The organism is Novosphingobium nitrogenifigens DSM 19370 (genome assembly GCF_000192575.1).
Classification (GTDB): Bacteria; Pseudomonadota; Alphaproteobacteria; order Sphingomonadales; family Sphingomonadaceae; genus Novosphingobium; species Novosphingobium nitrogenifigens.
The window spans coordinates 336,790-362,123 of record NZ_GL876934.1; the positions used below are offsets into that span (position 1 = coordinate 336,790).

Consider the following 25,334-nt stretch of genomic DNA (forward strand, 5'->3'; position numbering starts at 1 on the left):
ATCAGATATCCTTCCTGACGGTGGTCTGCGTGCCCTCGCCGGCCAGCACCCTTGCCAGGTTGCCCTTCTCCCGGATCGAGAACACGACGATGGGAATATTGTTGTCGCGGCACAGCGCGACGGCCGAAGCATCCATGACTTTCAGGTTGTCGGCGAGCACAGTGTCGTAATCGATCACGTCATAGCGGCGCGCGGCGGGATCCTGCTTGGGATCGGCGTTGTAGACGCCGTCGACACTGGTCCCCTTGAGCAGCGCGTCGCACTGCATTTCGGCCGCACGCAAAGCCGCGCCGGAATCGGTCGTGAAATAGGGAGCCCCGACCCCTGCGGCGAAGATCACCACGCGCCCCTTTTCAAGGTGGCGTTCGGCGCGGCGACGGATGACCGGCTCGCACACCGCGTCCATCTGTACCGCCGACTGCACGCGGGTATCGACCCCCAGCTTTTCCAGCGCCGACTGCATGGCAAGAGCGTTCATCACGGTCGCCAGCATGCCCATGTAATCGGCCTGCGCACGGTCCATGCCCTTGGCAGCGCCTGCCATGCCACGGAAAATGTTGCCGCCGCCGATGACGAGGCACAGTTCAAGGCCGGTATCCTTGGCTGCCTTCACTTCAGCAGCAAGACTGGCGACGAAATCGGTATCGATCCCGAACGGCTGATTGCCCATCAGCACCTCGCCCGAAAGCTTGAGGAGAATGCGCTTGAACTTGGGCAGGGTCATGGGATGTCCGGTCTCGTTTTTATGGCCGCTTCGGCGCGCCCTTATACGCACAGGGTTTCCCCTGCCAAGGGTGCGACACGGGATTTCGGACGCAATTATCCCCGCGCCACCCTGCCGGACAAGCCGAACGGGCACGCGGGGATCAATTGCCGGACGCCGCAAGCGACGCCACGATCCTGTTTCTTACTTCAGACCGGCAGCAGCAGCCACTTCGGCCGCGAAGTCGGTTTCTTCCTTCTCGATGCCTTCACCGAGCTGGAAGCGGACATAGTCAACCAGCGCGATCTTGGTGCCGGCAGCCTTGCCGGCCGCTTCGACGACCTGAGCGATCGGGGTCTTGTTGTCCATGACGAACAGCTGCGACAGCAGTGCGTTTTCCTTGGCGTACTTGGCCACCGCGCCATCGACCATCTTGGCCTGGACTTCGGCGGGCTTGCCGCTTTCGGCAGCCTTTTCCGCAGCGATCTTGCGTTCGCGCGCGATCAGTTCGGCGTCGAGTTCGTCGGCGGTCAGCGCCAGCGGGAACGCAGCGGCGATGTGCATCGCGATCTGCTTGCCCAGCGGTTCGAGCACGTCGGCACCGGCTTCGGATTCGAGCGCCACGAGCACGCCGATCTTGCCGAGGTTCGGCGCAGCGGCATTGTGCATGTAGGGCACGACGAGACCGTTGGTCACCGCAACGTGCTTCAGGCGACGCAGCTGCTGGTTTTCACCGATGGTCGCGACGTTGTTGGTCAGCTTGTCGGCAACGGTGCCGCCCTCGGGATAAGCAGCAGCCTTGAGCGCTTCGATGTCGGCCGAAGCCGTTTCGAGAGCGACCTGGGTCGCATTGCGCACGAAGTCCTGGAACTGTTCGTTCTTCGCAACGAAGTCGGTTTCCGAATTGACTTCGACAGCAACGCCCTTGGTGCCGGCGACGGCAACGCCAACCAGACCTTCGGCAGCGGTGCGGCTCGACTTCTTGGCAGCGGCGGCAAGACCCTTGGCGCGCAGCGCGTCGACGGCGGCTTCGAAGTCGCCACCGGTTTCGTCGAGGGCCTTCTTGCAGTCCATCATGCCGGCGCCGGTGCGCTCGCGCAGGTTCTTCACGTCAGCGGCGGTATAGGCCATGGCGGTGATCCTTCATCGTTCTAAACAGGTGCGGCCGCGGCAACACGTGCCGCGGCCTCTATTCATGAAACAGGACAGTTCGGTGACGGAGCCGGCAAGGCACCCGGCACCGCTGTCACTGTAACCAATCAGCCTTCGATCGCTTCTTCGGCGACCGGCACGTCCATCGCGCCGAGGTCGACGCCCGCCGCGATGGCAGCGTCACGGCCGCCACGGGTGGCAGCAGCGGCAACCGCTTCACAGTAGAGACGGATGGCGCGGCTGGCGTCGTCGTTCGCCGGGATCGGGAACGCGATGCCTTCGGGCGAGACGTTCGAGTCGAGGATCGCAACGACCGGGATACCCAGCACGTTGGCTTCCTTGATCGCCAGTTCTTCCTTGTTCGCGTCGATCACGAACATCACGTCGGGGATACCGCCCATATCGCGGATACCGCCGAGCGACAGTTCGAGCTTGTCGCGTTCGCGGGTCAGCTGAAGAACTTCCTTCTTGGTGAGACCGGCAGTGTCACCCGAAAGCTGTTCTTCCAGCGCCTTGAAGCGCTTGATCGAACCCGAGATGGTCTTCCAGTTGGTGAGCATGCCGCCCAGCCAGCGGTGGTTGACGTAGTGCTGACCGGCAGCGCGCGCAGCCTGGGCGATCGGCTCCTGAGCCTGGCGCTTGGTGCCGACGAAGAGCACCTTGCCGCCGGCCTGGACAGTGGCCGAAATGAAGTCGAGCGCGCGAGCGAACAGCGGAACGGTCTGCGACAGGTCGAGGATGTGGATGCCGTTGCGAACGCCGAAGATGTACGGCTTCATGCGCGGGTTCCAGCGGTGGGTCTGGTGGCCAAAGTGCGCACCGGCCTCGATCAGCTGCTGCATGGTGACGACGGGAGCCGCCATAGGATACGTCCTTTCCGGTTTGACCTCTGGGCGGAAGGAACCCGACGGATGGCGTGGGGCACCGGTATGTGGTCCGCCCATGTGGATTTGAAACATGGGTTCTGCCGGACGGGCCGATCGAAAAGCGGATGCCTGTTCGAATCGCCGTACGACGCACGGGCCCCTAGCCGCAGTTCGTCGCCAAATCCATAAAAAATGCACATCGTCCGGAATCGACATGTGCCGTCAAGCAAGGCCTGTCGCCGTCGAGCAAAAGAATCGGGCAACCGAATCGCCACCCCGCCACGACCCCCCAAAGGTGGAACGCAGAGACTAGGTAAAAGTCCATATTGGCAGAAAAATATCAGGGAAATTCCGCAAGTTAGCGCACCGCCTGGCAGCTGCAGGCTTTCCACTTGACGGAATGGAACAAAAGTGGAACAAATAGTCCATCAGCCGGATCGGGGAACATCACGCCGACCGGGACATTATCCACAGGCCTTCCACAGGGTGTCAAGCCCGCGACGACGGCACACGATCGCGATTGCGATGGTGCCCGCGGTTCGCTTGCGCCCCGATGGAAGCCCGATCGAAAGGGCGCGTGTCATGCTTGGATTGCTTGCTTCGCTCGTCTTCGTCACCGCCGGTTGCACCAGTGTGGCGGTCATTGGTTCCAGCGTGCGCGGCGCTCTGCCCGCCATCCGCAGGATTGTCGCCGAACACGGCTCGATCGCGCAGGACCGTGTGTTCCTCTATACGCTGATCGAAACCCCGCGCCATGACGGAACCCCGCCTCCGCGCGTCGAAGCACCGGCTGCGCGCCCGGAACACGCGTTCGCGCAGCCTGCTTTTGCCGGAGTCGCCCGTGGCGCGATCAAGCGTCGCCGACAGGCTTTCCCCGCACCGCTTCGCGCTGCCGCTTGACCCGGCTGTAACGGATCATGCCGACCGGCAGGAGCGCGAGATAGACCGCGCAAATGCCGACAAGCGTGAGCCAGGGTTCGGTCAGAAGCGCCGCGAAGACCAGCCCGAACAGGCCGATGAGTTCGAGCCGGACCGACCTGCGCGGACGCAGTGCCCCCCAACCGAGCGTGGCGGTGTTCGAGATCATCAGGAACGCAACCATCACCGTCCACAACGCAACAGCGGGCGGATTGCGGAATTCGTCACGCCCGCTGGCGATCCACAGATAGATCGGCATCAACGCCAGCCCGGCCCCGACCGGAGCGGGCACGCCGGTCAGGAAGCCCGCGCGCTTTTGCGGCGGCTCGGCCATGTCGATCTGGGCATTGAAACGGGCAAGCCGCAAGGCGCAACATACCGCAAGAGCAAGTGCCGCGAACCAGCCGAAGCGCGGCATGACCTGCAACGACCAGAGATAGAGAACCAGAGCCGGAGCGACGCCGAACGAGATCGCGTCGGACAAGCTATCCAGTTCGGCACCGAACCGCGATTGCGCACGCATGGCCCGCGCAATGCGACCGTCGATGCCGTCGAGCATCCCGGCGACGATCACCGCCTGCACGGCAAGGTGGAAATCCCCGCCGATGGCAAAGCGGATGCCGGTCAGGCCGCAACACAAGGCAGCCGACGTCACCGCATTGGGCACGAGCGCCCGCAAGGTCAGACCGCGCGGCAACCGCTTGCGCCCGAAATCATAGCCGGCATCGTGAGCCGGCGCTTCGAAAAGCGCATCGGCGTCATCCTCGTCCGGAACATCGGCCGGGCGATTTCCCGTCACTGACGAATACCCTCGATCATCGGCGCCTGCCCGACTTCGGCAAGCACGGTTTCACCGGCAACGGTGCGCTGGCCGATCAGGACCTTGGGCTCGGTTCCTTCGGGCAGATAGACGTCGACGCGGCTGCCGAAGCGAATGAGGCCCACACGCTGCCCGGCCGCGACGATGTCGCCACCTTTGACGAAAGGAACGATCCGGCGGGCAATCAGGCCCGCGATCTGGGTGAAGCCCACCTTCACGCCATCGCCGCGCTCGACCAGAAAATGCTGGCGCTCGTTTTCCTCGCTCGCCTTGTCGAGGTCGGCATTGAGGAACTTGCCGGGGATATAGACGACTCGGCGAATCGTTCCCCCGATCGGGGCACGATTGATGTGAACGTCGAACACCGACATGAAAATCGAGATCCGCGTGACCGGCGTCTCGCCGAGCCCGGTCGCGCCGGTGCCGTCGTTTGCCGACAACTCACGCGGGGGCGGCACTTTCTGGATCAGCGTGACGAGACCGTCCGCCGGGGCGACGATGAACGCATCATCGCGCGGCGTCACCCGTTCCGGATTCCGGAAAAAGGCCAGAATACCGACCGTCAATGCGGCAAGCGGCCAGGCTATGAAGCTCCAGCCGAAAAAACCGATGGCAAGAGCCGCAACGCCGGCAATCAGCGCGAACTTGCGGCCTTCGGGATGGATCGAGGGCCAGCTCCAGCCGGCGGTACCTCGTCCCCTGTTGTCTAGAATGTCTCCGGGCATGGCGGGGCTTCTAGCATTGTCGACCAAAGTGGAAACCGGTTTTCGTGAATTCATCGGGGGACACGGGTTCCCGGCTCATCACCGGGAACCCGCACGACCTCATTTCTTCGCCTGAGCCTTCGCGGCGGCAGGCTTGGTCGGGCAATAGCCACGATGATGGTGCTTGCCTTTCCTGTGATGGCCCCGTGCATGTTCAAGCCTGTGCAGGCGGCTTTCCAGACGGGCGATACGCGCGTCGGCACTCTGCCCTGCGGCCAGCGCCTGTTGCGCGGTTCCGCCCGCGCCCTGCGCTGCATTGGCAGCGCCATCGGCGGTCCCTTGCGCCTTTTGCGCGGCGCCCATGGCAGCATCGGCAGAGCCTTGCGCCTTTTGCGCGGCGTCATATCCGTCGTTGGCGCGGGCAAGCGCCTGGTCGGCGGTGGCCTGCGCCCGCTTCACCGAGCCGGTCGTGGCACAACCGGCCAATGCCAGCGGGAGCACCGTCGCTGCGAGAATCAGTCTGGGATAAACCAGTGCGCGTGTCTGAAACATGATTGCGGTCCTTTCCTCATTACCCCCCGGTCGCCGCACCAAGGGCTATGAAGCGCCGCTTGTCCCAAAGATGAACAAATCGGTTCATCGCGCACCGGCAGGCAGGAACGCGACGAAGCGCACCGAGGCTACGTCATGACGCGGAGCACGCACCGCCCGACCATGCCTCGAAATGCCCTGCCCAAAATGGAGCCGCTCGCGAATCAGTCGGCCACACAGACCGCCACATCCTCGAGATCGTCCCGTTCCTCGACACTTTCGACCGGACGCTGCCCCCGCAATGTGCCGAGATACCAGCCCACGGCCCCCAGCACGACCGCCCCGCCGAGGAGGACCGCCATCCCCGGCCGCTCCGAAAAAGCAAGCCACACCCACAAGGGGCCGAGCACGACGTCGAGCATGGAAATGAACCCGGCCTCCCCCGGGGAAACCCGACGCCCACCTTCCATCGCCAGAACATAGGCAAGGCCAGTCGTCAGAACGCCATAAAGCGCCGCCGCACCGAGCGAAACCGCCCCGGGCACCGCCCATGAGGCAAAAGGCAGCACAACCGGAACGCAGGCCGCCGCCGAACAGGCATTGAGCGCCAGCACATCAACACCGGGGTGACGGCGAATGGCCACCAGCTGGATCGCGAACCCGGCGGTCATCACCAATGCCGCCGCGATTCCCGCAAGATCGCCCATGCCCGCAGATCCACCGGCCATTCCGGCAATACCGCCCGCCGCGATCGTTCCGGCCAACAGGAAACGGCGGGTCACCGGCTCCCCGATCCAGACATAACCAATCCCGGTCGCGATGAACGGCAAGGCGGCATAGACCGTCATCACATTGGCGACACTCGTCAGCCGCAGGGAAAAGACATAGGACGTGCTCGACACGACCGAGGTCCCCACGAAGATCGCGGTGGTTCGCAAATCGCGAAAGCACTCAACGAAAGCGACCGGCCCGCGCCGCACAAGCGCCATGCCGCCCAGTGTCAGCGCCGCAAACAGCGAACGCCACAAGACCAGCGTCGCGGTATCGAGCGTCGCCATGCGCACGAACAACCCGGCCGTGCTCCACAGCACAGCCGACGCCGCCACCATGAGAATGCCGCGCCGATGCGCGTGAGCGTCGATGTTCACCCCTGCTGCCGTCCCGATCGCCACCCCTTGCTCCCGCTTGCCAGGTCGGCCAGGCGACCTCATGAACTAGACGACCGGTCTACTACATGATAGGCGGGCAGAGGACAAGCATGATGGCCGACGCAAAACCCACCGAAACCAAGACCTCTCCGGCTTCCGACACGCGGGCGCGGCTGATCGCCCACGGTCTCGATGCCATGTTGCGCCATGGATACGATGGGGTCGGTATCGGCGGCATTCTGACAGCGGCCGGGGTTCCCAAGGGGTCGTTCTATTACTTCTTCGCGAGCAAGGAGGATTTCTGCCTCGCCGTGCTCGACGCCTATCGCGCGCATTACGCCGCCTTGCGCGAAGCAATCTTCGCCGACCGCGACCGCCCCGCGCTCGACCGCCTCACCGCCTATCTCACGTCACTGGAAATCGCCCACGCCGCCGAGCGTCCGCTGGGTGGATGTTTCTATGGCGTCCTGGCCCAAACCGCGAGCGCCCGCAGCGATCGCGTTCGCTCGCGCCTGTCCGAAGTCTTTGCCGACTGGCAGACGCAGATCGCCGTCCTCTTGAACGAAGCACGCGACCGTGGCGAAACCTCGCCCCACCTGGACGCAGATGAAGCCGCCGCCTTCCTGATCGACGCCTACGAAGGCATGCTGCTGCGTGCGAAAGCCGACGGCCGCCCGCTCTCGACCCACTTCGACCGCCTCCGCCGCATGGCCCTCACCGCATTCGGCGCCGGCCACGCGACACATGGATCGATCGACAGCTCATCCCCCACCCGGTAAGGCCACCAAGGCGGCAAGATACCAAAGGCCCGTTCCTTCCCTTGGGCATACGAGGTATCCTCCTCCCATGCCCAAGCTCGACCTTGCCGCGATTCCTGCGACCAACCGCACAGGATACCCCGCCCCCTTCGACGCCCCGGTGCAAGGCCGATGGTACAAACGTCTCGCGCCCGTGGCGGGCCTCGACGTGCTCGGCGCAAGTCATGTCGTCCTGAGGCCCGGCGCATGGTCGGCGCAGCGGCACTGGCACTCAGGCGCGGACGAACTGGTGATCATGCTGACCGGCAACGCCGTCCTGATCGAAGACGATCTGCGCACGCCACTTGGACCAGGCGATATCGCGGCCTTTCCGGCAAACGTCGCCAACGGCCATCACCTCGTCAACGAAAGCGATGCCGATTGCAGCTATGTCGCGATCAGCGCCGGACCCGATGGCGGCGGCGTCTATCCCGACATCGACATGGTGTGGGACAACCAGGGCAATTACCGTCACAAGGACGGCACTCCCTATACAGCTGAGCGCCCCAAATAACCGCAGGCGGACAGCCTGCCTGAAAACCGGCGCCACCTCAGGATCAGATGGAGGACAAAATCGCGTCGCCGTCGAGCTGACGGCAGCGGGATCACCAAGGCTCAGCAAGGGCCGCTAAACAGCTCATTCAGGCCGGATTTGGACAGCTGCCCGACTCTAAAACGGCTCCCCTGCCATGTCGCATCCATGTTCCGTGGACACGCCGTGACCCCATGAAAATCAAGGGGAATCCACGGCAATAACAGGGCACGGCCACCCCGACAGGGGATTTTGCACGCCATCTGATTTTCGGTGAAATTTTGGAGGCCCGAGCCGGAATCGAACCGGCGTATACGGATTTGCAGTCCGCTGCGTCACCACTCCGCCATCGGGCCTCCGGCGCACTGCAACCCGTCGGCCGCAGTGTGTGGGAGACGGGCGGTTAGCCGAGCCGAGCGTGGAGGGCAACGGAAATTTTCGCACCCGCGCTCTTTACTCGCCCCGGCGCGGTTTTCGTCGATGCCGGGTCAGGGATCGACGAATTCCGGGCGTCGGCGTTCCATCCCGGCCCGCACTGATTCGATCTGGTTGGGGGAATGGAGCAAGTCGATCTGCGCCACGCTTTCGGCGAGCAGGACCGCATCGGCATCCATGAACGGCGTGCGGTTGCACAAGTCCTTGGACGCGCGCACCGCATGGGGGCTCTTGGCCGCAATCTCCTGCGCCAGTGCAGTCGCGCGGGCCAGGGGGTCAGCATCGGCATGGGTCGCAAATCCCAGGCGCATCGCTTCGGCGCCGGTGAACTCCCGATGGGTATAAGTCAGCTCGCGCAGGACATCGTCACGGACATTGCCGCGCCAGAGCAGGAAACCGCCCATGTCGGGCACCAGCCCCCATTTGACTTCCATCACTGCCATGCGCGCGTCGGGGGCGACGATCCGGATGTCCGCGCCCGACGCGATCTGGAGCCCGCCGCCAAAACAGACCCCGTGAACCGCCGCGATCACCGGCATCGGCAAGTCACGCCAGGCCGTCGCGACATATTGCACCCGGTTCGCCCGCCCATGGGTCCGTTCCGCGAGCGAGATTTCAAGCCGTCGATCGGTTGCGCCCGATCCCGAATTACCGAAATTGGAAAGGTCGAGCCCGGCGCAAAATGCGCGCCCTGCCCCCGACAGCACCACCGCCCGGATTCCGGCGTCGGCGCGCAAATATCCTGCCGCATCGATCAGCGCGTCGAACATCGCATCGTCGAGCGCGTTCATCTTGTCCGCGCGGTCGAGCAGGACATGGGCGATGTGGTCGGCAATGGTGACCGTCACGCGGTCATGGAAATTCAGAGTCATGGCATCCGTCCCGAGCATTTTTTCATTGCTCGATTAATTACTCGGGACGAAGCCTGGGTCCAGTACCTTTCGCGCGAAAATCACGCCGCGCTGGCGTTGACCCCCATGCTGGTCAGGTACCGCTTGATATTGCGTGCGGCCTGACGAAGGCGCTGCTCGTTCTCGACCATGGCGATGCGGACATAGCCTTCGCCGTCTTCGCCATAACCGACCCCCGGAGCGACCGCGACGTCGGCATGGGTCAACAGCTGCTTGGAAAATTCCAGGCTGCCGAGATGACGCAGAGCCGGCGGAAGCGGGGCCCAGGCGAACATCGAGGCCTTCGGGCTGGGAATTTCCCAGCCGGCCCGGCCAAAGCTTTCAACCATGACGTCGCGACGCCTGCGATAGAGTTCGCGGTTCTGCTCGACGATGTCCTGCGGACCGTTAAGCGCGGCACAAGTTGCTGCCTGGATCGGCGTGAACGCGCCGTAATCGAGGTAGGATTTCACTCGCGTCAGCGCCGCGATCAGATGCTTGTTCCCGACGGCAAAGCCGACTCGCCAGCCCGCCATCGAGAAGGTCTTGCTCATCGAAGTGAATTCGACCGCGACATCCTTCGCACCCGGCACTTCCAGAATCGAGCGAGTTGGATTGCCGTCGTAATAGAGCTCCGAATAGGCAAGGTCGGAGAGGATCCACACCTTGTTCTCGCGCGCCCAGGCGACGAGACGCTCGTAAAAGGCAAGGTCGACCGTCTCGGCCGTCGGGTTCGACGGATAGTTGACGATCAGGACCGAAGGACGCGGCACGCTGTAGCGCATCGCGCGGTCGAGCGATTCCCAATAGCGTTCATCGGGCGTGGTCGGCACCGAACGGATGCTGGCCCCGGCGATGATGAAGCCGAATGTGTGAATGGGATAGCTGGGGTTGGGCGCCAGCACGACATCGCCGGGCGCGGTGATGGCCGTGGCGAGACTCGCCAGACCTTCCTTCGACCCCATGGTCATGACCACTTCGGTTTCGGGATCGAGGTCGACGCCGAATCGGCGGCCGTAATAGTTGGCCTGCGCACGGCGAACGCCGGGAATGCCCTTCGACGCGGAATAGCCGTGTGCCGAAGGCTTCTGCGCCACTTCACACAGCTTGTCGATGACGTGCTGGGGCGGCGGCAGATCGGGATTGCCCATGCCGAGGTCGATGATGTCCCGCCCTGCGGCGCGTGCTGCTGCCCGCATGCCGTTGACTTCGGCAATGACGTAAGGCGGCAGGCGCTTCATGCGGTAGAATTCTTCGTCCACGGCTGTGATACTTCCTCAAGTCCGGCGGGAGTGCCGGAAGCGGTCATCCTTACGCGAAATGACCGCCCAAGAAAACCTTTGACATCCCCGAAAAAAGCCGCCGCCTGCACAGATCCGGCCCCCGGAATTTCCCGTAGCGCAGGCTGACAACTCCGGAATCGAACGCAATATCGACTTGGACCTGCGAAGCCGTACTGGATATGTCATCAATTGCGGGTGTAAGAAGCGCACGACCAGCTAGGGGAAACGCATGAGCGCTCAGACTATCGGCGGCAAAGCAGACAACAGGACCGGCGGTAACAAGGCAGGTCGAAGCAAGTCGGACAAGAAGACAACCAAGGCCGATACGACCCAGACGTGTGCCACCAGCGCCTCGATACCCTCGCTGGACCAGAAGACCGTTCTGGAAGATCTTGTACGAAAGCAAGGCGAGGCGTTCCAGGCCTTGTTCAGCCCGTTCCTGCCCACGGCCCAGACCCCGCCCCCCGATCCGGCCGACATCCAGCACTGGGCGATGTCGGCAGCCAAGTTGCAGAAGATGTGGCTCGATTTCGGCGCCGAGCAAGCCGGCAAGGTCGAACCGATGCTTGCACGCATGGGCGACCCCTCGCGCTGGTCGGCGTGGTCGGGCGAATGGCTGGAAAAGTTCCCGCTCGCGCGTCCCGAGACGCAAAAGGCCCTGTGGCAGGAAGGCGTTGACCTCTGGGCCAGCGTTCTTGGCGCCTATGCCAAGGCTCCCGCAGGCTCGCCCGCACCCGATCTGCCGCGCCGCGACCGCCGCTTTTCCGACCCCAAGTGGCGCGAACAGCCGGTCTTTGCGCTCATTCACCAGACCTACCTGCTACTGACCGAGCGACTCGGCGCGATGGTCGATGACGTGGGGGGGCTCCCTGAAGAGCAGCACGAACTCCTGCGCTTCCTGACCCGGGTCGTCACCGATTCGCTCAGCCCTGCGAACTTTCCGATGACCAATCCAATGGTGATCGAACGCACGCTCGAAACGCACGGCGAAAATCTCGTCCGCGGGGTAGAACACCTGCTCAACGATCTTCGCCGCGGACAATTGACTCACACCCGCAGCGACGCCTTCGAACTGGGACGCAACATTGCGGCGACGCCGGGCAAAGTGGTGCATGAAACACCGCTGTTCCAGCTGATCCAGTACACCCCGACCACCGAGACGGTCGCCGAAACGCCGCTCGTGATCTTTCCACCGTGGATCAACCGGTTCTACATCCTCGACCTCAATCCGGGGAACAGCTTCATCCGCTGGGCCGTCGAACAGGGATTGAGCGTCTTTGTCGTGTCGTGGAAATCGGCCGATGCCTCGATGGCGGACATCGCCTGGGACGACTACGTCAAGGCGCAGATCGAGGCGATCGAGCTCGTCCGCGCGCGCCTGTCGGTCGAAAAGGTCCACACCATCGGCTATTGCGTCGCGGGCACGACGCTGGCTGCCACACTCGCGTTGCTCGCGCGGCGCGGCCTTGCCGACCGGGTGGCCTCCGCCACGTTCTTTACCGCGCAAGTCGATTTCGAAAAGGCCGGTGATCTCAAACACTTCATCGAGGATCCCCTGATCCGGATGTTTGAAAGCCTGACCACCGACGGGTATCTCGACGGGCGCTATATGGCGGCGACGTTCAATCTCCTGCGCCCGTCGGACCTCATCTGGAACTACGTGGTCAACAACTACCTCCTGGGACAGGACTATCCGGCGTTCGACCTGCTCTATTGGAACGGGGACACGACCAACCTGCCCTTCGGCTGGCTCAAGGCCTATCTGATCGATCTCTACCGCGACAATCGCCTGGTCGTTCCCGACGACCTGATGATCGACGGCACGCCCATCGACCTGCATCGGATCAAGACGCCCTGCTACATCCAGGCCGGGCGACTCGATCACATCGCCCCGGCCGAAAGCGTCTGGAAACTCACACGCCACTTGTCCGGGCCGTGGAAATTCGTCCTGGCAGGTTCGGGCCACATCGCTGGCGTCGTCAATCCGCCGCAATCGGGGAAATATCAGTACTGGCTCAATGCCAACGATCCCCATTCGCTCGACGAATTCATTGCCGGATCGGTCGAAACCAAAGGCAGCTGGTGGCCCGACTGGATCGAGTGGATCCGCTCGCAAGGTGATACTCAGGTCCCCGCAGGCGGCCTGAGAACACCGGGCGGCAAGGGTGATCCGGCTATCGAGGACGCCCCCGGACGCTACGTCAAGCAGCATTGAGACCCACGCCACGGGGGCGACGCACCTGCGAAAGTCGCCCCCGCGCTTCGCCCCCGGACACTTCGGGAACGCGCCATCGCCTGACCGGATGAACAGCACCGGGACAGGGCGGAATTCCATGACGAATGCTCATTGTGCAGCGCACAAATTTACCTTGACTTCACCCCGCCGATCGCTCAATTTTGCGTTGCAGCAAAGACAGGCCCCGGAGTCGAGATTAAGGCCCGGTGCGTGATTGCAGCTTGGCAGGAGCATGGGACAATGGCCGATAAAGTCGAACAGGGTGCCAAGGCCGCGACGGCACAGACGCCGACGACCGCTGGCGTGACCGAAACGACCAAGGAAACCGTAACGCCGTCAGCCACGGCCCCCACGCCTCCCGTTGCCGCGAAGACCGAAGCCCCCAAGAAGGTCGAAACGGTCGAGCCGACGGTTGCCAAGGCTCCTTTGCCCAAGACAGTTGCCGCAGCCGAAACGCTGGCGCCTGTCGCTCCCAAGGCTTCCCCGCAAGCAACGGCCAAGCCCGAGCCTGCGCCGGTGAAGGCAGCGCCCAAGCCCCCCGTGGCTGAAACGCCTGCTCCGAAAGCACCTGCCGCAAAGACTCCGGCACCCAAGGCGCCCGCGCCGAAGGTCGTTGTCGCAAAGGCAGGCAAGACGGTCCCGCCTGCGGCTCCGGCACCTGCCGTGGCCAAACCTGCCCCGCCAACCCCTGCTCCGACAACGGTTGCAGCCACTCCGGCCGAGCCGGCCAAGGCTGCAGCAAAGACCACGAAACCCGCCGCCGCCCCCCTTCCCCGGACAGCGTCGGCCCCCAGGAAGGAAATTTTCGTCATGACCACCACGACCGAATTCACCGAAAAGATGCAGACCGCGTTCAAGGACGCTTCGGAAAAGGCCAAGGCCGCTCTGGAAAAGAGCCAGGCCAGCTTTGGCGAACTGGGCGAATTCGCCAAGGGCAACGTCGAAGCCCTGGTCGAATCGACCAAGATCCTTTCGACCGGCCTGCAGGAACTCGGCAAGGGCTATGCCACCGAAGGCAAGAGCGCGTTCGAAACCCTGACTGCCGAATTCAAGGATCTCGCTGCGGCCAAGACCCCGACCGAACTCCTCGAAAAGCAGTCGGCTCTCCTGCGCAAGCACTTCGACGCTGCGGTCGCCGCCAGCTCGAAGAACAGCGAAGCTCTGCTCAAGCTCGCCAACGAAGCGTTCCAGCCGATCTCCAACCGCGTCAGCCTCGCGGTCGAAAAGATCAAGACGGCCGCCTGATCGGCGCCGCTTAATCGGCTATGTGCGGTCGCGCCAACACGCAGCCGCGCTCTGATTGACGGAAGGGCCGGGCGGGAAATTCTTTCCGTCCGGCCCGCTCGTTTTCGGGCCCTTCCTTGCGCCCCTGATCCCGGCTCGCCTCGACAGCGTCCTGCGGTCGCGCGCACCGTGCACAGATCCCGGTCGCCTCGCCTCTTGTATGGCGGGCGGGCCAATGCGATATTGCCCCCACCATGCAAAGCCACTTCACTCCCCTCGCCCGCGAGTCCGGGCATGCAATCGCCATGACTGAAATCATGGCCGGTCATGGTGGCGAGGATGGCGGAGACCATCATGGTGAGGGCGATCAAGACGGCCTCGTCGGCATCGCAACCCGCGCCCGGCCCAAAAAGCCGAGCATGTTCCGAGTGCTGATGCTCAACGACGACTACACCCCGATGGAATTCGTGGTGATGGTGCTCAAGCGGTTCTTCCACATGGATCTGGAGCAGGCGACCCGTGTGATGCTGCACGTCCATCAGCGCGGCGTCGGCGTTTGCGGCGTCTTTCCCTACGAAATCGCCGAAACCAAAGTGAATCAGGTCATGGATTTCGCCAAGCAGAACCAGCACCCGCTGCGCTGCACGCTCGAAAAGGCCTGAACTTTCCTGCCCCTTCCATCTCGACCTGCGCTGCGCGGGCAACACTTGCCGACCAGCCGACGGCCGGAATCCCTTTTGCGCTTCCCTCCCTTCCCGAACCGGGCTAGGCGACGCGAAAGCACTTTGTGCCTCCCCCCGTTCGTCCCCCCGACAGGCAAATCGGCAGCTTTGTGAAATTCCTCACCGCTATCGACAAGTACATCGCCAGGCTGGTTTTCGTGCCGATGCTCTCGGTGTTCGTCATCGCGGCCTCCTTGCTTGTGCTCGACAAGATGCTCAAGCTGTTCGACTTCGTCGCGACGCAGGGCGGACCGGTCGGCATCGTGTTCAAGATGCTGGCCAACCTGATGCCCGAATATGCCAGCCTTGCCATTCCGCTCGGCCTCATGCTCGGCATTCTGCTGGCTTTCCGGAAACTCGCGACGTCCTCGGAACTCGACGTGATGCGCGCGGTGGGGCTGAGCTATACGCGCCTGCTGCGCGTGCCCTATATCCTCGCCTTCGTGCTGGCGGCGCTCAATCTCCTGATCGTCAGCTATGTCCAGCCGCTCTCGCGGTACTATTACGAGGAATTGCAGTTCGAGCTGCGCTCGGGCGCGCTCGGCGCCTCGATCAAGGTCGGTGAATTCAACTCGCTGCAGGACCGCACCGCGCTGCGCGTCGAATCGAGCCGTGACGATGGGCGCCAGCTCCAGGGCATCTTTGCCCGCGTCGTCGGCAAGGACGGCCAGATCCTGGTGATCTCCGCTCGCGAGGGTCAGTTCTTCGCCAATCGCGAGAATCCCGATACGGTCATCCTGCGCCTGACCGATGGACAGATCGTCCAGGAATCGCCGACGATCCGCAATCCGCGCGTGCTGACTTTCGCCAGCCACGACCTGCCGATCGACTTGCCGAAGATCGAACAGTTCCGCCGCCGCGGGGACCAGGATCGCGAGTATTTCCTGCCCGAACTGCTACATATCGGCTGGAGCCAGGATTCGACGCCGCAGATGCGCTACCAGAGCCTCGCCAGCCTGCATTTCCGGCTGGTTGAAGTGGCGATGATGTTCCTGTTGCCGATGCTGGCCATGGCGCTTGCCGTACCGCCCAAGCGGTCATCCTCGTCCCTTGGCGTCTTTGTCTCGATCATTCTCGTGGTCGCCTATCACAAGGTCAACGAATACGGGCAGGACGTCTCCAGCCTGGGCAGGATCGATCCCACGATTGCCTTGTGGGGGCCGTTCTTCATCTTCGCCGCGCTGATCATGTGGATGTACTGGCGCCTTGCCTATGTCCCGGGTGGCCAGCCGCTGGGCGCGCTCGAAACCGCCTTTGCCAAGGCGACGAAAGTCGTCAGCAAGCTCTTTGCCTCGCGCCATGGGCATCATCATGCCCATCCGGTGAGCGATGGCTCTGACGACGACAGCCACCGGACGTCCCATGCTGCTTGATTTCTTCCCTTCGCGGACGATGACGCTGTACATCGCCCGCCTGTTCGCGGTGCGCATCGTCGCGGTGCTGCTGATGCTGGTGCTCGTGCTCCAGATGCTCGACCTCCTCAGTGAGAGCGGGCACATCCTGGCGGCAAAGGGCAACGGGCAGATGGAACTGCTGCGCTATGGCATGCTCCGCACGCCGCAGCTGGTCAGCCGCTTCCTGCCCTATTCGGTCCTGCTGGCGACGATCATCACACTGATGACGCTCAACCAGAACAGCGAAGTCATCGCGATGAAGGCCGCAGGCCTTTCCGCGCATCAGGTGCTTGCACCGCTGTTCCTCGTCTCGGCCGCCGCGAGCGTGTTCACCTTCACGTTCAACGAACGCGTCGTCGTGCGCTCGACCGCAACGCTCAAAGCCTGGCAGGATGTCGATTACGGGGCGGTTCCCACCGACAGCGACGTCAAATCGAACGTCTGGTTGCAGGATGGGCCCAACATCGTCTTTGCCAAGACGATCAGCGGTCGCGGAACCGCAACGAGGATGAGCGAAGTCAGCTGGTACCGGCGCGACCCCACCGGCGTCGTCACCGAAATCGTCCACGCCCCGCTGGCAACGTATACCCACCCCGGCTGGCGGTTCGATCACCCGACCAGCTTCGACGTCCAGAGCGCGGCCCTGACCACCCTTCCCGGCCCGAAAGTCTATGCATCGGGCGTTGAACCGACCCAGATCATCATCCGCAAGACCGACGCCGACCGCGAATCGATTACGCAGCTGTCCCAGTCGATCGCGGAAATTCAGGCTGCGGGTTATCGGACCAACGAACTCGACGGCAAATGGTGGCACAAGATTTCCGGCCCGCTCTCGGCGGTACTGATGCCCCTTTTGGGTTCGGTAGCAGCCTTCGGCCTCGCCCGCTCGGGCAAGCTGTTCGTGCGCGCGGTGATCGGCATGGCGCTCGGCTTTGCCTATTTCGTGGTCGACAATGCCGCGCTGGCGATGGGCAATTTCGGCGGATATTCGCCGTTCCTGGCGGCGTGGTCGCCGTTCCTCCTGTTCCTGCTCATCGGGGAAACGGTGCTGATCCGCACCGAGGAATGATTTTCGGCCAGATTTCGGGAACTCTTTCGGTTCACTGACCCCGACACATCGGTCGGGGTCCTCATCGACAGCCGATAGGAACGATCAGGGCTTCGGCGTCGCCGTGCCCTTGCTGTCCTTCTTGTCGTCTTTCTTCGGCACCACGAACGTCCCGCTGACACGTCCCGGACGTGCCGTCGTTACCGGACCTGCCGCAGTTCCCGACGGCGGCGCGCTGACGTGGCCGTCGATGCTCGAGATGCCAGTGTTGAGATCGATCACCAGACGCCCACCGTTGAGCGTGTCACCCTGCGCCCGGCGCAAGGCAACATGGCCGACCATGGTGATGATCTTGCGATTGAAATCGTAGACCGCGACGTCCCCGGCAGCGCGCTCGTCCTGGCGGGTGACGACGACGTTTCCGGTCGCCTCGATCCGCTGCAAGGTCAGCTTGTCATTGTCGGTATAGGTCATGAGCGTGCGATCCGCCTTCAGGCGCAGCTCTTCCTGGGTGATGTCGACGTTGCCGGTCAGCAGGACGCGCTTCTGCTTGTCCTGCAATTCCATGTGATCGGCGGAAAAGTCGACCGGCGCCTCGCTGTTGTGGGACGCGATGGCTGCCGCATTGAGCGCACCTGCCCCGGCAAGGACGGCCGCCGACAGGGCGAAGCCCCAGAACAGGCTGCGCCGGGCGAGCGTGGAAGTCGTCGGGCGGGCAGTCGTTGGGCGGACGGACACGGATGCGGGCTTCGCAGTCATCACGGCTTTTGTACCTGTTGTGTATTGGAGCCAGCGCCAGACGCATGGCCGGGCATGTTCATCCTGCCCGGAACCATCCGCAAGTGCGCATGACCATCGAGAGTCACGATGCGTGTCCCGAGGTCGGCAGTTATCCTGTCGGCGTTGAATGTACCAGTGGGAATGCGCCCTTCGACCGGTTGCGTACTGACCAGACGGCGATGATCGAGGTCGATTGTCGCCCCCTTGGTCATCATCCGGTAGCCGTCCGACGTCTGCAGATTGAGCGCCCCGGGCACGAAAATGTCCTGCTGCCCGAAATCGTATGTCCCGGCATCGGTGGTCAGGATCGCCGGCCCATCGTCGAGCAGCACCCGCGCCGTGATGTCGCGCATCTGGACCAGATTTTCCCGCGCCGTATGCTGGACCGCGCTGCCCGCCGTGATCGAGAACGTCCGCCCGTGGTCGTCTTCACCACGGTACATAGCGCCAAGCACCCGCATGCGATCCTCGACGATCGCCACTTTCGTGCGATCGAGCAGGAAGCTGATTTCCCCGCGCGGCGTCAGCGGCGAAATCAGCATGACCGCGAGCAATGCACCGATCATTCCCGGCAATGTCACCGCCAGGAAGCGGACCATGCGATCGTGGGAACCGCCCGGCGCGGCCTTGACCTGACGGCGGCTGCGCATGCGTTCGGCAAGGCTGGTCATGCCGGGGCTCCGTTGACGGATGGGGAAAGGCGGGCGACGGGCGGCAAAAGCGGCTTATTCGTGGCTGAAGATATCGCGATCAGCCCAGCCGGCAATATCGAGCAGCGCCCGGGTCGGCAGGAAATCGAAACAGGCCTGTGCGATCTCGGCCCGCCCTTCGCGCGCGAGCCGGTCGACCAGCACCGCGTGGCAAGTGTGCAGATAGCGCACGTCCGACGCCGCATATTCGAGCTGTGCATCGCTGAGATTGGCGCCGCCCCAGTCGCTCGACTGCTGCTGCTTGGAAATCTCCTTGCCTGCAAGCTCGCGCACCAGTTCCTTGAGACCGTGACGGTCGGTATAAGTGCGAACGAGTTTCGAGGCGATCTTGGTGCAGAAAACCGGCGTTGCCATGACGCCGAGGTAATAGTGGATCGCGGCAAGGTCGAAGCGGGCGAAGTGGAACAGCTTGAGCCGCTCAGGATCGGCCAGCACCGCCTTCAGATTGGGCGCATCATAGGTGCTGCCCGGAGCAAAGCGGACAAGATGCTCGTCGCCCTTGCCATCGGAAATCTGGACCACGCACAAACGGTCGCGCGTGGTCACGAGCCCCATCGTCTCGGTATCGACGGCAACGATGCCCGGTGCAAGGACATCGGCGGGCAAGTCTTCTTCATGGAGATATACGGCCATGGCCGGACGATTAGGCGCTCCTGCGGCAGGGAGCAAGCGGCGAAGCGCGCATGGACGATTGGCAAGGACGGATCGGCGTGGCAGAGGTCCCGCCACATCATGACCGCCACAGCCATTCCCGAAAGCTGGCGCCCTGCGCTTGGCCCCGTGCTCCAGTCCCCTCCGCTCAAGGCGCTGGGCTCTTTCCTGAGTTCCGAGGAAGCCTCGGGCAAGGCGATCTATCCCCCGCGCGGCACTCGCCTTGCCGCGCTCGAGCTGACCCCGCTCGATTCCGTGCGAGTCGTCATTCTGGGACAGGACCCCTATCATGGCGCCGGACAGGCCCACGGCCTTGCCTTTTCCGTGCAGCCGGGCGTGCGCGTGCCGCCAAGCCTAGTCAACATCTACAAGGAATTGCAGAGCGATCTCGGCATTCCGCCCGCGCGCCATGGTCATCTCGACGCCTGGGCGCGACAGGGTGTCCTCTTGCTCAACAACGCGCTGACCGTCGAGCAGGGCCAGCCCGGATCGCATCAGAACCGGGGCTGGGAATTGCTGACCGATGCCGCCGTCGCGGCGGTCGCGGCCAAGAGCGAGCCTTGCGTCTTCCTGCTTTGGGGCAGCCATGCGCAGAAAAAGGCCGCACGTGTGCCGGGGCTCATGAACGGCCCGCATCTGGTGCTCAAAGCGCCGCACCCGAGCCCGCTCTCCGCTCATTCCGGATTCTTCGGCTGCCGCCATTTCAGCAAGGCCAATGCCTTTCTGACCGAACACGGGCGCGGCGAAGTGGACTGGCGGCTTCCCGACTAGACCAAGGCCTTGACCCTTGCGGCCAGAACCGCCGGGACAAAGGCCAGCAAGACCGGCACCAGCGCGCATTCGAGCGCGGTGAGATAGGAGCCGGTCACGTCGTGGAGCCAGCCGAGCGCGATCGGCGCGGCAAACAGCACGCCGAGATAGCCCAGATACCACGTCCCATAGGCATGGCCGAACCATTGCTGGGGCAGGCATTTCTTCATGTGCGGCACGACCACCGGCTCGAAACCGCCAACCGCCAGACCAAAGGCAATCGCCGAAAGGTCGATGACGAGCGGACCGCCGCCACGCGCGACCAGCACGAACCCCATGGCTCCCGCGATCATGAGCAGGAGGTCGACTGTCGAGAGCAGCAGCGGCGGAAACCGATCGGCCGCCCAGCCGAACACAAGCGCCCCGATCAAGGCGGTTACGGCAGTGAGACTCACGGCCCCGGCACCAAGTCCATGCCCCAGACCGCGCAATGCCGCCAGTTCGTCGACCAGCGCCGCCTCGTTGGTGATGATCGCTCCATAAGCGACTGCGCCGAGCATGGTCACGCCCATCGACCACCACACGATCGGTTGCGCCATGACCGTGCCGAGTGCAGGCGCCGCCCCGGCGCGAGGCGTGTCGACCGAAAGAGGAAGACGTCCGCCGATTTCGGGAATTTCGCCCCGTTCGGCAGGTGACGGAACCCGCGTCCACAACCACAGCAGCGGCAAGGTCACCGCCGAAATCGCGCCCCCCAGAATCATCGCCGTGGTCCGCCAGCCGACGTGATCGATCAGCATCTGAGTGAGCGGAACCATGGTCAGCCCGCCGAAATGCCAGCCCGCGTAACACGTCGCAATCGCCATGCCATAGCTGCGGCTGAACCACTGGGCGGCGAGAATGCTGACCCCGCAGGCCATCAGCACTTTGCCTACCCCCATGACCAGCCGCAAGGCATAGAGCATGATCAAGGACTTGCACGTGCCGATGGCGATCAGGGTGAGCGAGGCGATCACCACCCCCGCCGCAATCATGCGAAAGCCGCCAAAGCGCCGAATGATCGGATCGCCCGCCAGCGTGAGCGGCGCCGCCAGCCAGAACGCGGACACCAGGCCACTCGTTGCCGCACGGCTCCAGCCGAATTCGGCCGTCAGCGGCGTGATGAACAGCGTGAAGCTGTAGAGCCCGCAGCCATAGACCATCATCCCGGCCAGGAAGAGCGCGATGACGACTTTCCAGCCGTGGTAGAGACCGCGCTCTCGCGCCGGGACTGTGGTCATGACAGGGACTCCTCAGCCGACAGGAAAATGTTCGGAAAAATCAGCCCCAGCCGATCACGCCCTTGATCTCGAGGAAGTCGTGGATGCCGTAATCGGCATATTCACGCCCGTTGCCCGACTGCTTGTACCCGCCGAACGGCGCGAACGTGTCCCAGTCGGGATAGTTGATCTGAACGGTGCCGCTGCGCAACCGGCGCGAAATCGCCCGTGCCTTTTCGATGTCGGTCGTGGCGATGTAATTGGCAAGACCATAGACGGTGTCGTTGGCGATCGCGATGGCCTGCTCCACGCTGTCGTAAGGCAGGATCGAGAGCACCATGCCGAAGATTTCCTCGCGCGCGATGGTCATGTCGGGAGTGACGCCGCCAAAGACCGTCGGCTTCACGAAATAGCCCGCATCGAGCCCTTCGGGACGTCCCGTACCGCCCGTCACCAGAATGGCGCCCTCGTCGATCCCCGTCTGGATCAGGCGCTGGATCTTGCCCCACTGCACGTCGCTGACCACCGGGCCATGCGTCGTTGCCGGATCGAGCGGATCGCCCACGACAAGACCCGCTGCGGTTTCACGCGCGATCTTGAGCGCTTCCTCATGACGATCGGCGGGAACCAGCATGCGCGTGGGCGCATCGCAGGACTGTCCGGCATTGCTGAAGCAGCCGAGCACGCCCTTGGCCACGGCATCGGCGAAATCAGCATCGGGCAGGATGATGTTGGCCGACTTTCCGCCCAGTTCCTGCGACACCCGCTTGACCGTGGTCGCGGCGGCCTTGGCAACGAGAATGCCCGCGCGGGTCGATCCGGTGAAGGAAACCATGTCGACGTCGGGATGCTCGGCCATGACCTGTCCCACGTCGGGGCCATTGCCGTTGACCATGTTGAACACACCCGCAGGCGTTCCGGCCGCTTCCATCACTTCGGCAAAGATCAGCCCGCTCGCAGGCGCGATTTCCGAAGGCTTGAGCACGACGGTGCAGCCCGCCGCCAGAGCCGGCGCGACCTTGCACACGATCTGGTTCAGCGGCCAGTTCCATGGCGTGATCAGCGCGGCAACGCCGATCGGTTCGAGCAGAACGCGGCTGGTTCCGCGCTGTTCCTCGAAGTCCATGTCTTCCAGCGCCTTGATCGCGGCTTCCATGTGCGCGCGTCCGGCCCAGGCCTGTGCGCCGGTCGCAAAGGACAGCGGCGCCCCCATTTCGGCGCTGACCGCGCGGGCGATGTCGTCGAACCGCTTGTTGTATTCCTCCAGCACCCGGCGGAGCAGCGCCAGCCGTTCCTCTTTGGTGGTGAAGGCATAGGTCTCGAACGCGCGACGGGCGGCCGCGACAGCGCGATCGACATCCTCCTTGCCGCCGAGCGCGATCGTCATGAACGGCGCCTCGGTCGCCGGATTGATCACATCGAGCGTTGCCGAGCCGGCCGGGTCAACCCATGCGCCGTCGATGTAGAACTTGAGAGCATTGGCGGAAAACGACATGCGAGACGGTCCCTGATAGAAAAACCTGGAAGGAAACGGGGTTATTGTTCGCCCAGCCAGGACGCGAGCGGCGCGTCGAACGGCAGGCGCTCACCAGCAGTCTCAGCCTCGTCGATGCGGGCAAAGGCATTCTGCACATAGCGGACGCCATAGTAGCGGAACGGCTCGACTTCCCAGCGCGGCGCCTGCGGGCGATGAAACGGCAGGCCTTCGAGACTGGAGGGCTTGCCCAGCACTTGCGCAGCAAGCAGGCTGGCCGAAAGCGCCGACGTCGCCACCCCGCGCCCGGTATAGCCTTCGCAGCGGGCATGGCGGCTGTCGGGGTCGAACCAGACACTCGGAACCCAGTCGCGCGGAATGCCCAGATAGCCGCCCCAGGAATGAGTGAAGCGCACCCCGTGCAAGAGCGGCCACCAGTCACGCACTTCGCCGCGCATCTTGGTGAAGATGGCCTCGTCGCGCACGACGTCCTCGGGCATGGCCGAGGCATATTGGTACAGCGCCCCGCGACTGCCATAGAGAATCCGGCCATCGGTCGTCTTGGTCAGGTAATTCTTGGTGTGGACCGGCGAACTGAGAGATTCGCCCGCGGCCCAGCCGATTTCCTCCCACTGCGCAGGTGTCAGCGGCTCGGACAGAATGATCATCGAGGACATCGGCAAGAGGTCGCGGCGGAATTGCGACAAGCCGCTGAGATAGGCTTCCCCCGCCGTTACCACCGCGCGGCGCGCGGACACGAAACCGCCCTTGGTTTCCAGCCCCGCATCGCTCCCGAAGCGAACCGACTTTACCGCCGTCCCCTCATAGATGCGCACGCCGCGCGCTTCGAGCGCACGGGCAAGACCGCGCACCAGTCGCCCCGGATGGACCGCCGCGCCCCCATCGCTCGCCAGCCCGCCATGAACCTTGGTCGCGTGGACCCGGTCAAAAGCCTCGGATGCGGACAGGATGCGCTTGTCGTCGGCAAGCCCCAGCCGCTGAAACGTCCGCAGCGTCGCATAGAGGCCGGGCAATTGATGTTCGCCCCGCGCCAGCGTGAGGAGGCCGGTCTTGCGATAATGGGCGTCGATCCCGGCTTCCGCGAGAGTGGTGCCAATGCTCTCGACCATGTCCTCGAGCGCGAGCAGCGTCGCGCGGGCCTTGTCGGCGCCGAACCGCGCGATCATCGCATGGGCATCGACCGGATAGCGCGGGGACACCCAGCCGCCGTTCCGCCCCGAGGCCCCGTGCCCGACGAAATCCCGTTCCACGATGACGATGTCGAGCGAAGGTTCGTGCTGAAGCAGGAACCAGGCGGTCCACAGCCCGGTAAAACCGCCGCCCATGATGGCGACGTCGGCCGTGATATCCGATTTCAGGCGCGGCCGGGGCGACAGGTCGTCTCCACAGGTTTCCAGCCAGAACGATACCGCCTGTGGGGCCAGTTTCCGGTTCGCCATGATCCTATCCGCTTGAGTGAGCCTTCGAACCCGCTTGATGTGATCTCAGGATCAAGAAAAAGCCACAGCGTTCAAGGAAAAAGAGCAACAAGGGTGACGCGGCCTCGCGAATTGCGCGGCAGGCACGAGCGGTGTAGCCCTTGCCCCATGCCAACCTCTGCATCCTCTCGCCATCCGATCCGCGAAGCCATCGGCCCCAATTATTCGCTCGATGCGATGCATGCCGCGCAGGAACAGACTTGGCGCGCGGTCGAAGCCATCGCCGCCCGCATCGTTCCGGGCATGCGCGAAAGCGAGGCTCAGGCACTGGGCGAGGAAATCCTCGCGCATCACGGCATGGAACTGGACTGGCACCCGCTCCTCGTCCGCTTCGGCCCGAACACGCTCAAACTGTTCAGTGAAAAGAGCGACGGCGATCCCGTGCTGGGCGAGGACGATATCTTCTTCATCGACATGGGGCCGGTTTTCGGCGGCCATGAAGGGGATGCGGGGGCGACCTACGTGACCGGCAAAGATCCCGAAATGGCAGCCTGTGCCAAGGCCGCGCGGACCCTGTTCGATAAAGTGCGCAAGATCTGGCACAAGGGCGACGTCGGCGGCATCGCCCTTTACGAAGCGGCCGCGCACGAAGCCCATAAAATGGGCTGGGAACTCAATCTGGAAGTCAAGGGACACCGGGTGAGCGATTACCCCCACCGCGCCCTGCCGCCGGGCGGCAAGCTCGGCACATTCGAAGACGTACCGGGTGCGGGCCTGTGGATTCTGGAAATCCAGATCCGCCATCCCACGCGCCTGTTCGGCGCCTTTTTCGAAGACTTGCTCGCCTGAGCCCTGCCCGCCGGGCAGG

General features: G+C 63.7%; 25 protein-coding genes and 1 tRNA gene. 10 read left to right on the top strand and 16 right to left on the bottom strand.

From position 1 onward, the window contains the following. Nucleotide 1 precedes the first annotated feature (1 nt). The 3 genes from pyrH to rpsB form a co-directional block, all read right to left on the bottom strand. On the bottom strand, nt 2–724 hold the full coding sequence (pyrH, locus tag Y88_RS15740; protein ID WP_008071002.1) for a UMP kinase: 723 nt from the start codon (nt 722–724) through the stop codon (nt 2–4). 183 nt (nt 725–907) lie between these two features. Further along, nucleotides 908–1,834: a translation elongation factor Ts gene (gene tsf / locus Y88_RS15745; protein WP_008071007.1), complete on the bottom strand. Its 927-nt coding sequence runs from the start codon at nt 1,832–1,834 to the stop codon at nt 908–910. Nucleotides 1,835–1,962: 128 nt separating this feature from the next. Then, complete coding sequence (rpsB, locus tag Y88_RS15750; protein WP_008071009.1) at nt 1,963–2,718, bottom strand: 30S ribosomal protein S2; 756 nt, start codon at nt 2,716–2,718, stop codon at nt 1,963–1,965. 585 nt (nt 2,719–3,303) lie between these two features. Between rpsB and Y88_RS15755 the strand changes: the two genes are divergently transcribed. Continuing rightward, a complete protein-coding gene (locus tag Y88_RS15755; RefSeq protein WP_232281113.1) occupies nt 3,304–3,621 on the top strand; it encodes a hypothetical protein in 318 nt (105 codons plus the stop codon). Here the strand turns inward: Y88_RS15755 and Y88_RS15760 are convergent. From Y88_RS15760 to Y88_RS15775, 4 genes are all read right to left on the bottom strand, one after another. After that, nucleotides 3,572–4,438 (bottom strand): CDP-alcohol phosphatidyltransferase family protein, encoded by an 867-nt coding sequence (locus Y88_RS15760; RefSeq protein WP_008071015.1) that lies wholly within the window; start codon nt 4,436–4,438, stop codon nt 3,572–3,574. The two genes, Y88_RS15755 and Y88_RS15760, sit on opposite strands and share 50 nt — an antisense overlap. Further along, the gene (locus Y88_RS15765; RefSeq protein WP_008071016.1) at nt 4,435–5,184 is read right to left on the bottom strand and encodes a phosphatidylserine decarboxylase; all 750 of its coding nucleotides are present in this window, start codon (nt 5,182–5,184) and stop codon (nt 4,435–4,437) included. The genes Y88_RS15760 and Y88_RS15765 overlap by 4 nt, the downstream gene beginning before the upstream one ends. Before the next feature lie 99 nt (nt 5,185–5,283). Continuing rightward, nucleotides 5,284–5,715 carry a hypothetical protein gene (locus Y88_RS15770; protein ID WP_018075855.1) on the bottom strand — a complete coding sequence of 144 codons (432 nt, stop codon included), beginning with the start codon at nt 5,713–5,715 and terminating at the stop codon, nt 5,284–5,286. Between the two features lie 203 nt (nt 5,716–5,918). Then, on the bottom strand, nt 5,919–6,866 hold the full coding sequence (locus tag Y88_RS15775; protein ID WP_008071020.1) for a DMT family transporter: 948 nt from the start codon (nt 6,864–6,866) through the stop codon (nt 5,919–5,921). An 86-nt stretch (nt 6,867–6,952) separates the two neighbouring features. On the opposite strand from Y88_RS15775, the gene Y88_RS15780 reads away from it, so the two are divergent. Together Y88_RS15780 and Y88_RS15785 are read left to right on the top strand one after the other, a co-directional pair. Beyond that, complete coding sequence (locus Y88_RS15780; RefSeq protein ID WP_008071022.1) at nt 6,953–7,621, top strand: TetR family transcriptional regulator C-terminal domain-containing protein; 669 nt, start codon at nt 6,953–6,955, stop codon at nt 7,619–7,621. A gap of 67 nt (nt 7,622–7,688) precedes the next feature. Then, entirely contained in the window at nt 7,689–8,153 is a 465-nt protein-coding gene (locus Y88_RS15785) for a cupin domain-containing protein (protein ID WP_008071023.1), read from the top strand. 300 nt (nt 8,154–8,453) lie between these two features. On the opposite strand, the gene Y88_RS15790 is transcribed toward Y88_RS15785, so the two are convergent. The 3 genes from Y88_RS15790 to Y88_RS15800 form a co-directional block, all read right to left on the bottom strand. Continuing rightward, a tRNA-Cys gene (locus tag Y88_RS15790) sits at nt 8,454–8,527 on the bottom strand. Between the two features lie 132 nt (nt 8,528–8,659). After that, complete coding sequence (locus tag Y88_RS15795) at nt 8,660–9,496, bottom strand: crotonase/enoyl-CoA hydratase family protein (RefSeq protein ID WP_008071024.1); 837 nt, start codon at nt 9,494–9,496, stop codon at nt 8,660–8,662. 62 nt (nt 9,497–9,558) lie between these two features. After that, nucleotides 9,559–10,758 (bottom strand): LL-diaminopimelate aminotransferase, encoded by a 1,200-nt coding sequence (locus tag Y88_RS15800; RefSeq protein ID WP_008071025.1) that lies wholly within the window; start codon nt 10,756–10,758, stop codon nt 9,559–9,561. Nucleotides 10,759–11,008: 250 nt separating this feature from the next. On the opposite strand from Y88_RS15800, the gene Y88_RS15805 reads away from it, so the two are divergent. From Y88_RS15805 to lptG, 5 genes are all read left to right on the top strand, one after another. Continuing rightward, a complete protein-coding gene (locus Y88_RS15805; RefSeq protein ID WP_008071027.1) occupies nt 11,009–12,994 on the top strand; it encodes a PHA/PHB synthase family protein in 1,986 nt (661 codons plus the stop codon). 261 nt (nt 12,995–13,255) lie between these two features. After that, entirely contained in the window at nt 13,256–14,260 is a 1,005-nt protein-coding gene (gene phaP, locus Y88_RS15810) for a phasin family protein (protein WP_008071028.1), read from the top strand. Between the two features lie 284 nt (nt 14,261–14,544). Continuing rightward, nucleotides 14,545–14,901, top strand: a complete 357-nt coding sequence (clpS, locus tag Y88_RS15815) for an ATP-dependent Clp protease adapter ClpS (protein WP_008071029.1) — start codon at nt 14,545–14,547, stop codon at nt 14,899–14,901. A gap of 170 nt (nt 14,902–15,071) precedes the next feature. Then, entirely contained in the window at nt 15,072–16,334 is a 1,263-nt protein-coding gene (lptF, locus tag Y88_RS15820; protein WP_008071030.1) for an LPS export ABC transporter permease LptF, read from the top strand. Further along, nucleotides 16,324–17,424 (top strand): LPS export ABC transporter permease LptG, encoded by a 1,101-nt coding sequence (gene lptG / locus Y88_RS15825; RefSeq protein WP_018075857.1) that lies wholly within the window; start codon nt 16,324–16,326, stop codon nt 17,422–17,424. Before lptF ends, lptG begins: the two co-directional genes overlap by 11 nt. Nucleotides 17,425–17,508: 84 nt before the next feature. Here the strand turns inward: lptG and Y88_RS15830 are convergent, their stop codons facing one another. The 3 genes from Y88_RS15830 to Y88_RS15840 are packed head-to-tail and all read right to left on the bottom strand — an operon-like array spanning nt 17,509 to nt 19,526. Then, nucleotides 17,509–18,162, bottom strand: a complete 654-nt coding sequence (locus tag Y88_RS15830) for an LptA/OstA family protein (protein WP_018075858.1) — start codon at nt 18,160–18,162, stop codon at nt 17,509–17,511. Next, the gene (gene lptC / locus Y88_RS15835) at nt 18,162–18,854 is read right to left on the bottom strand and encodes an LPS export ABC transporter periplasmic protein LptC (RefSeq protein WP_008071034.1); all 693 of its coding nucleotides are present in this window, start codon (nt 18,852–18,854) and stop codon (nt 18,162–18,164) included. The genes Y88_RS15830 and lptC overlap by 1 nt, the downstream gene beginning before the upstream one ends. A gap of 54 nt (nt 18,855–18,908) precedes the next feature. Next, a complete protein-coding gene (locus tag Y88_RS15840) occupies nt 18,909–19,526 on the bottom strand; it encodes a ribonuclease D (protein ID WP_008071036.1) in 618 nt (205 codons plus the stop codon). 99 nt (nt 19,527–19,625) lie between these two features. Here Y88_RS15840 and ung point away from each other — a divergent pair, with 99 nt between their 5' ends. Then, complete coding sequence (gene ung, locus Y88_RS15845) at nt 19,626–20,315, top strand: uracil-DNA glycosylase (RefSeq protein ID WP_008071038.1); 690 nt, start codon at nt 19,626–19,628, stop codon at nt 20,313–20,315. Here the strand turns inward: ung and Y88_RS15850 are convergent. From Y88_RS15850 to Y88_RS15860, 3 genes are read right to left on the bottom strand one after another with little or no spacing between them, the layout of a single operon-like run. After that, nucleotides 20,312–21,574: an MFS transporter gene (locus tag Y88_RS15850; RefSeq protein ID WP_008071046.1), complete on the bottom strand. Its 1,263-nt coding sequence runs from the start codon at nt 21,572–21,574 to the stop codon at nt 20,312–20,314. The genes ung and Y88_RS15850 overlap by 4 nt on opposite strands. 40 nt (nt 21,575–21,614) lie before the next feature. Further along, nucleotides 21,615–23,048 (bottom strand): aldehyde dehydrogenase family protein, encoded by a 1,434-nt coding sequence (locus Y88_RS15855; RefSeq protein WP_008071048.1) that lies wholly within the window; start codon nt 23,046–23,048, stop codon nt 21,615–21,617. 41 nt (nt 23,049–23,089) lie between these two features. After that, nucleotides 23,090–24,487, bottom strand: coding sequence for an NAD(P)/FAD-dependent oxidoreductase (locus Y88_RS15860; RefSeq protein ID WP_008071050.1), 1,398 nt, complete (start codon nt 24,485–24,487; stop codon nt 23,090–23,092). A gap of 147 nt (nt 24,488–24,634) precedes the next feature. Here Y88_RS15860 and Y88_RS15865 point away from each other — a divergent pair, with 147 nt between their 5' ends. Beyond that, nucleotides 24,635–25,315 carry a M24 family metallopeptidase gene (locus tag Y88_RS15865; RefSeq protein WP_008071052.1) on the top strand — a complete coding sequence of 227 codons (681 nt, stop codon included), beginning with the start codon at nt 24,635–24,637 and terminating at the stop codon, nt 25,313–25,315. The last annotated feature ends 19 nt before the right edge of the window (nt 25,316–25,334 follow it).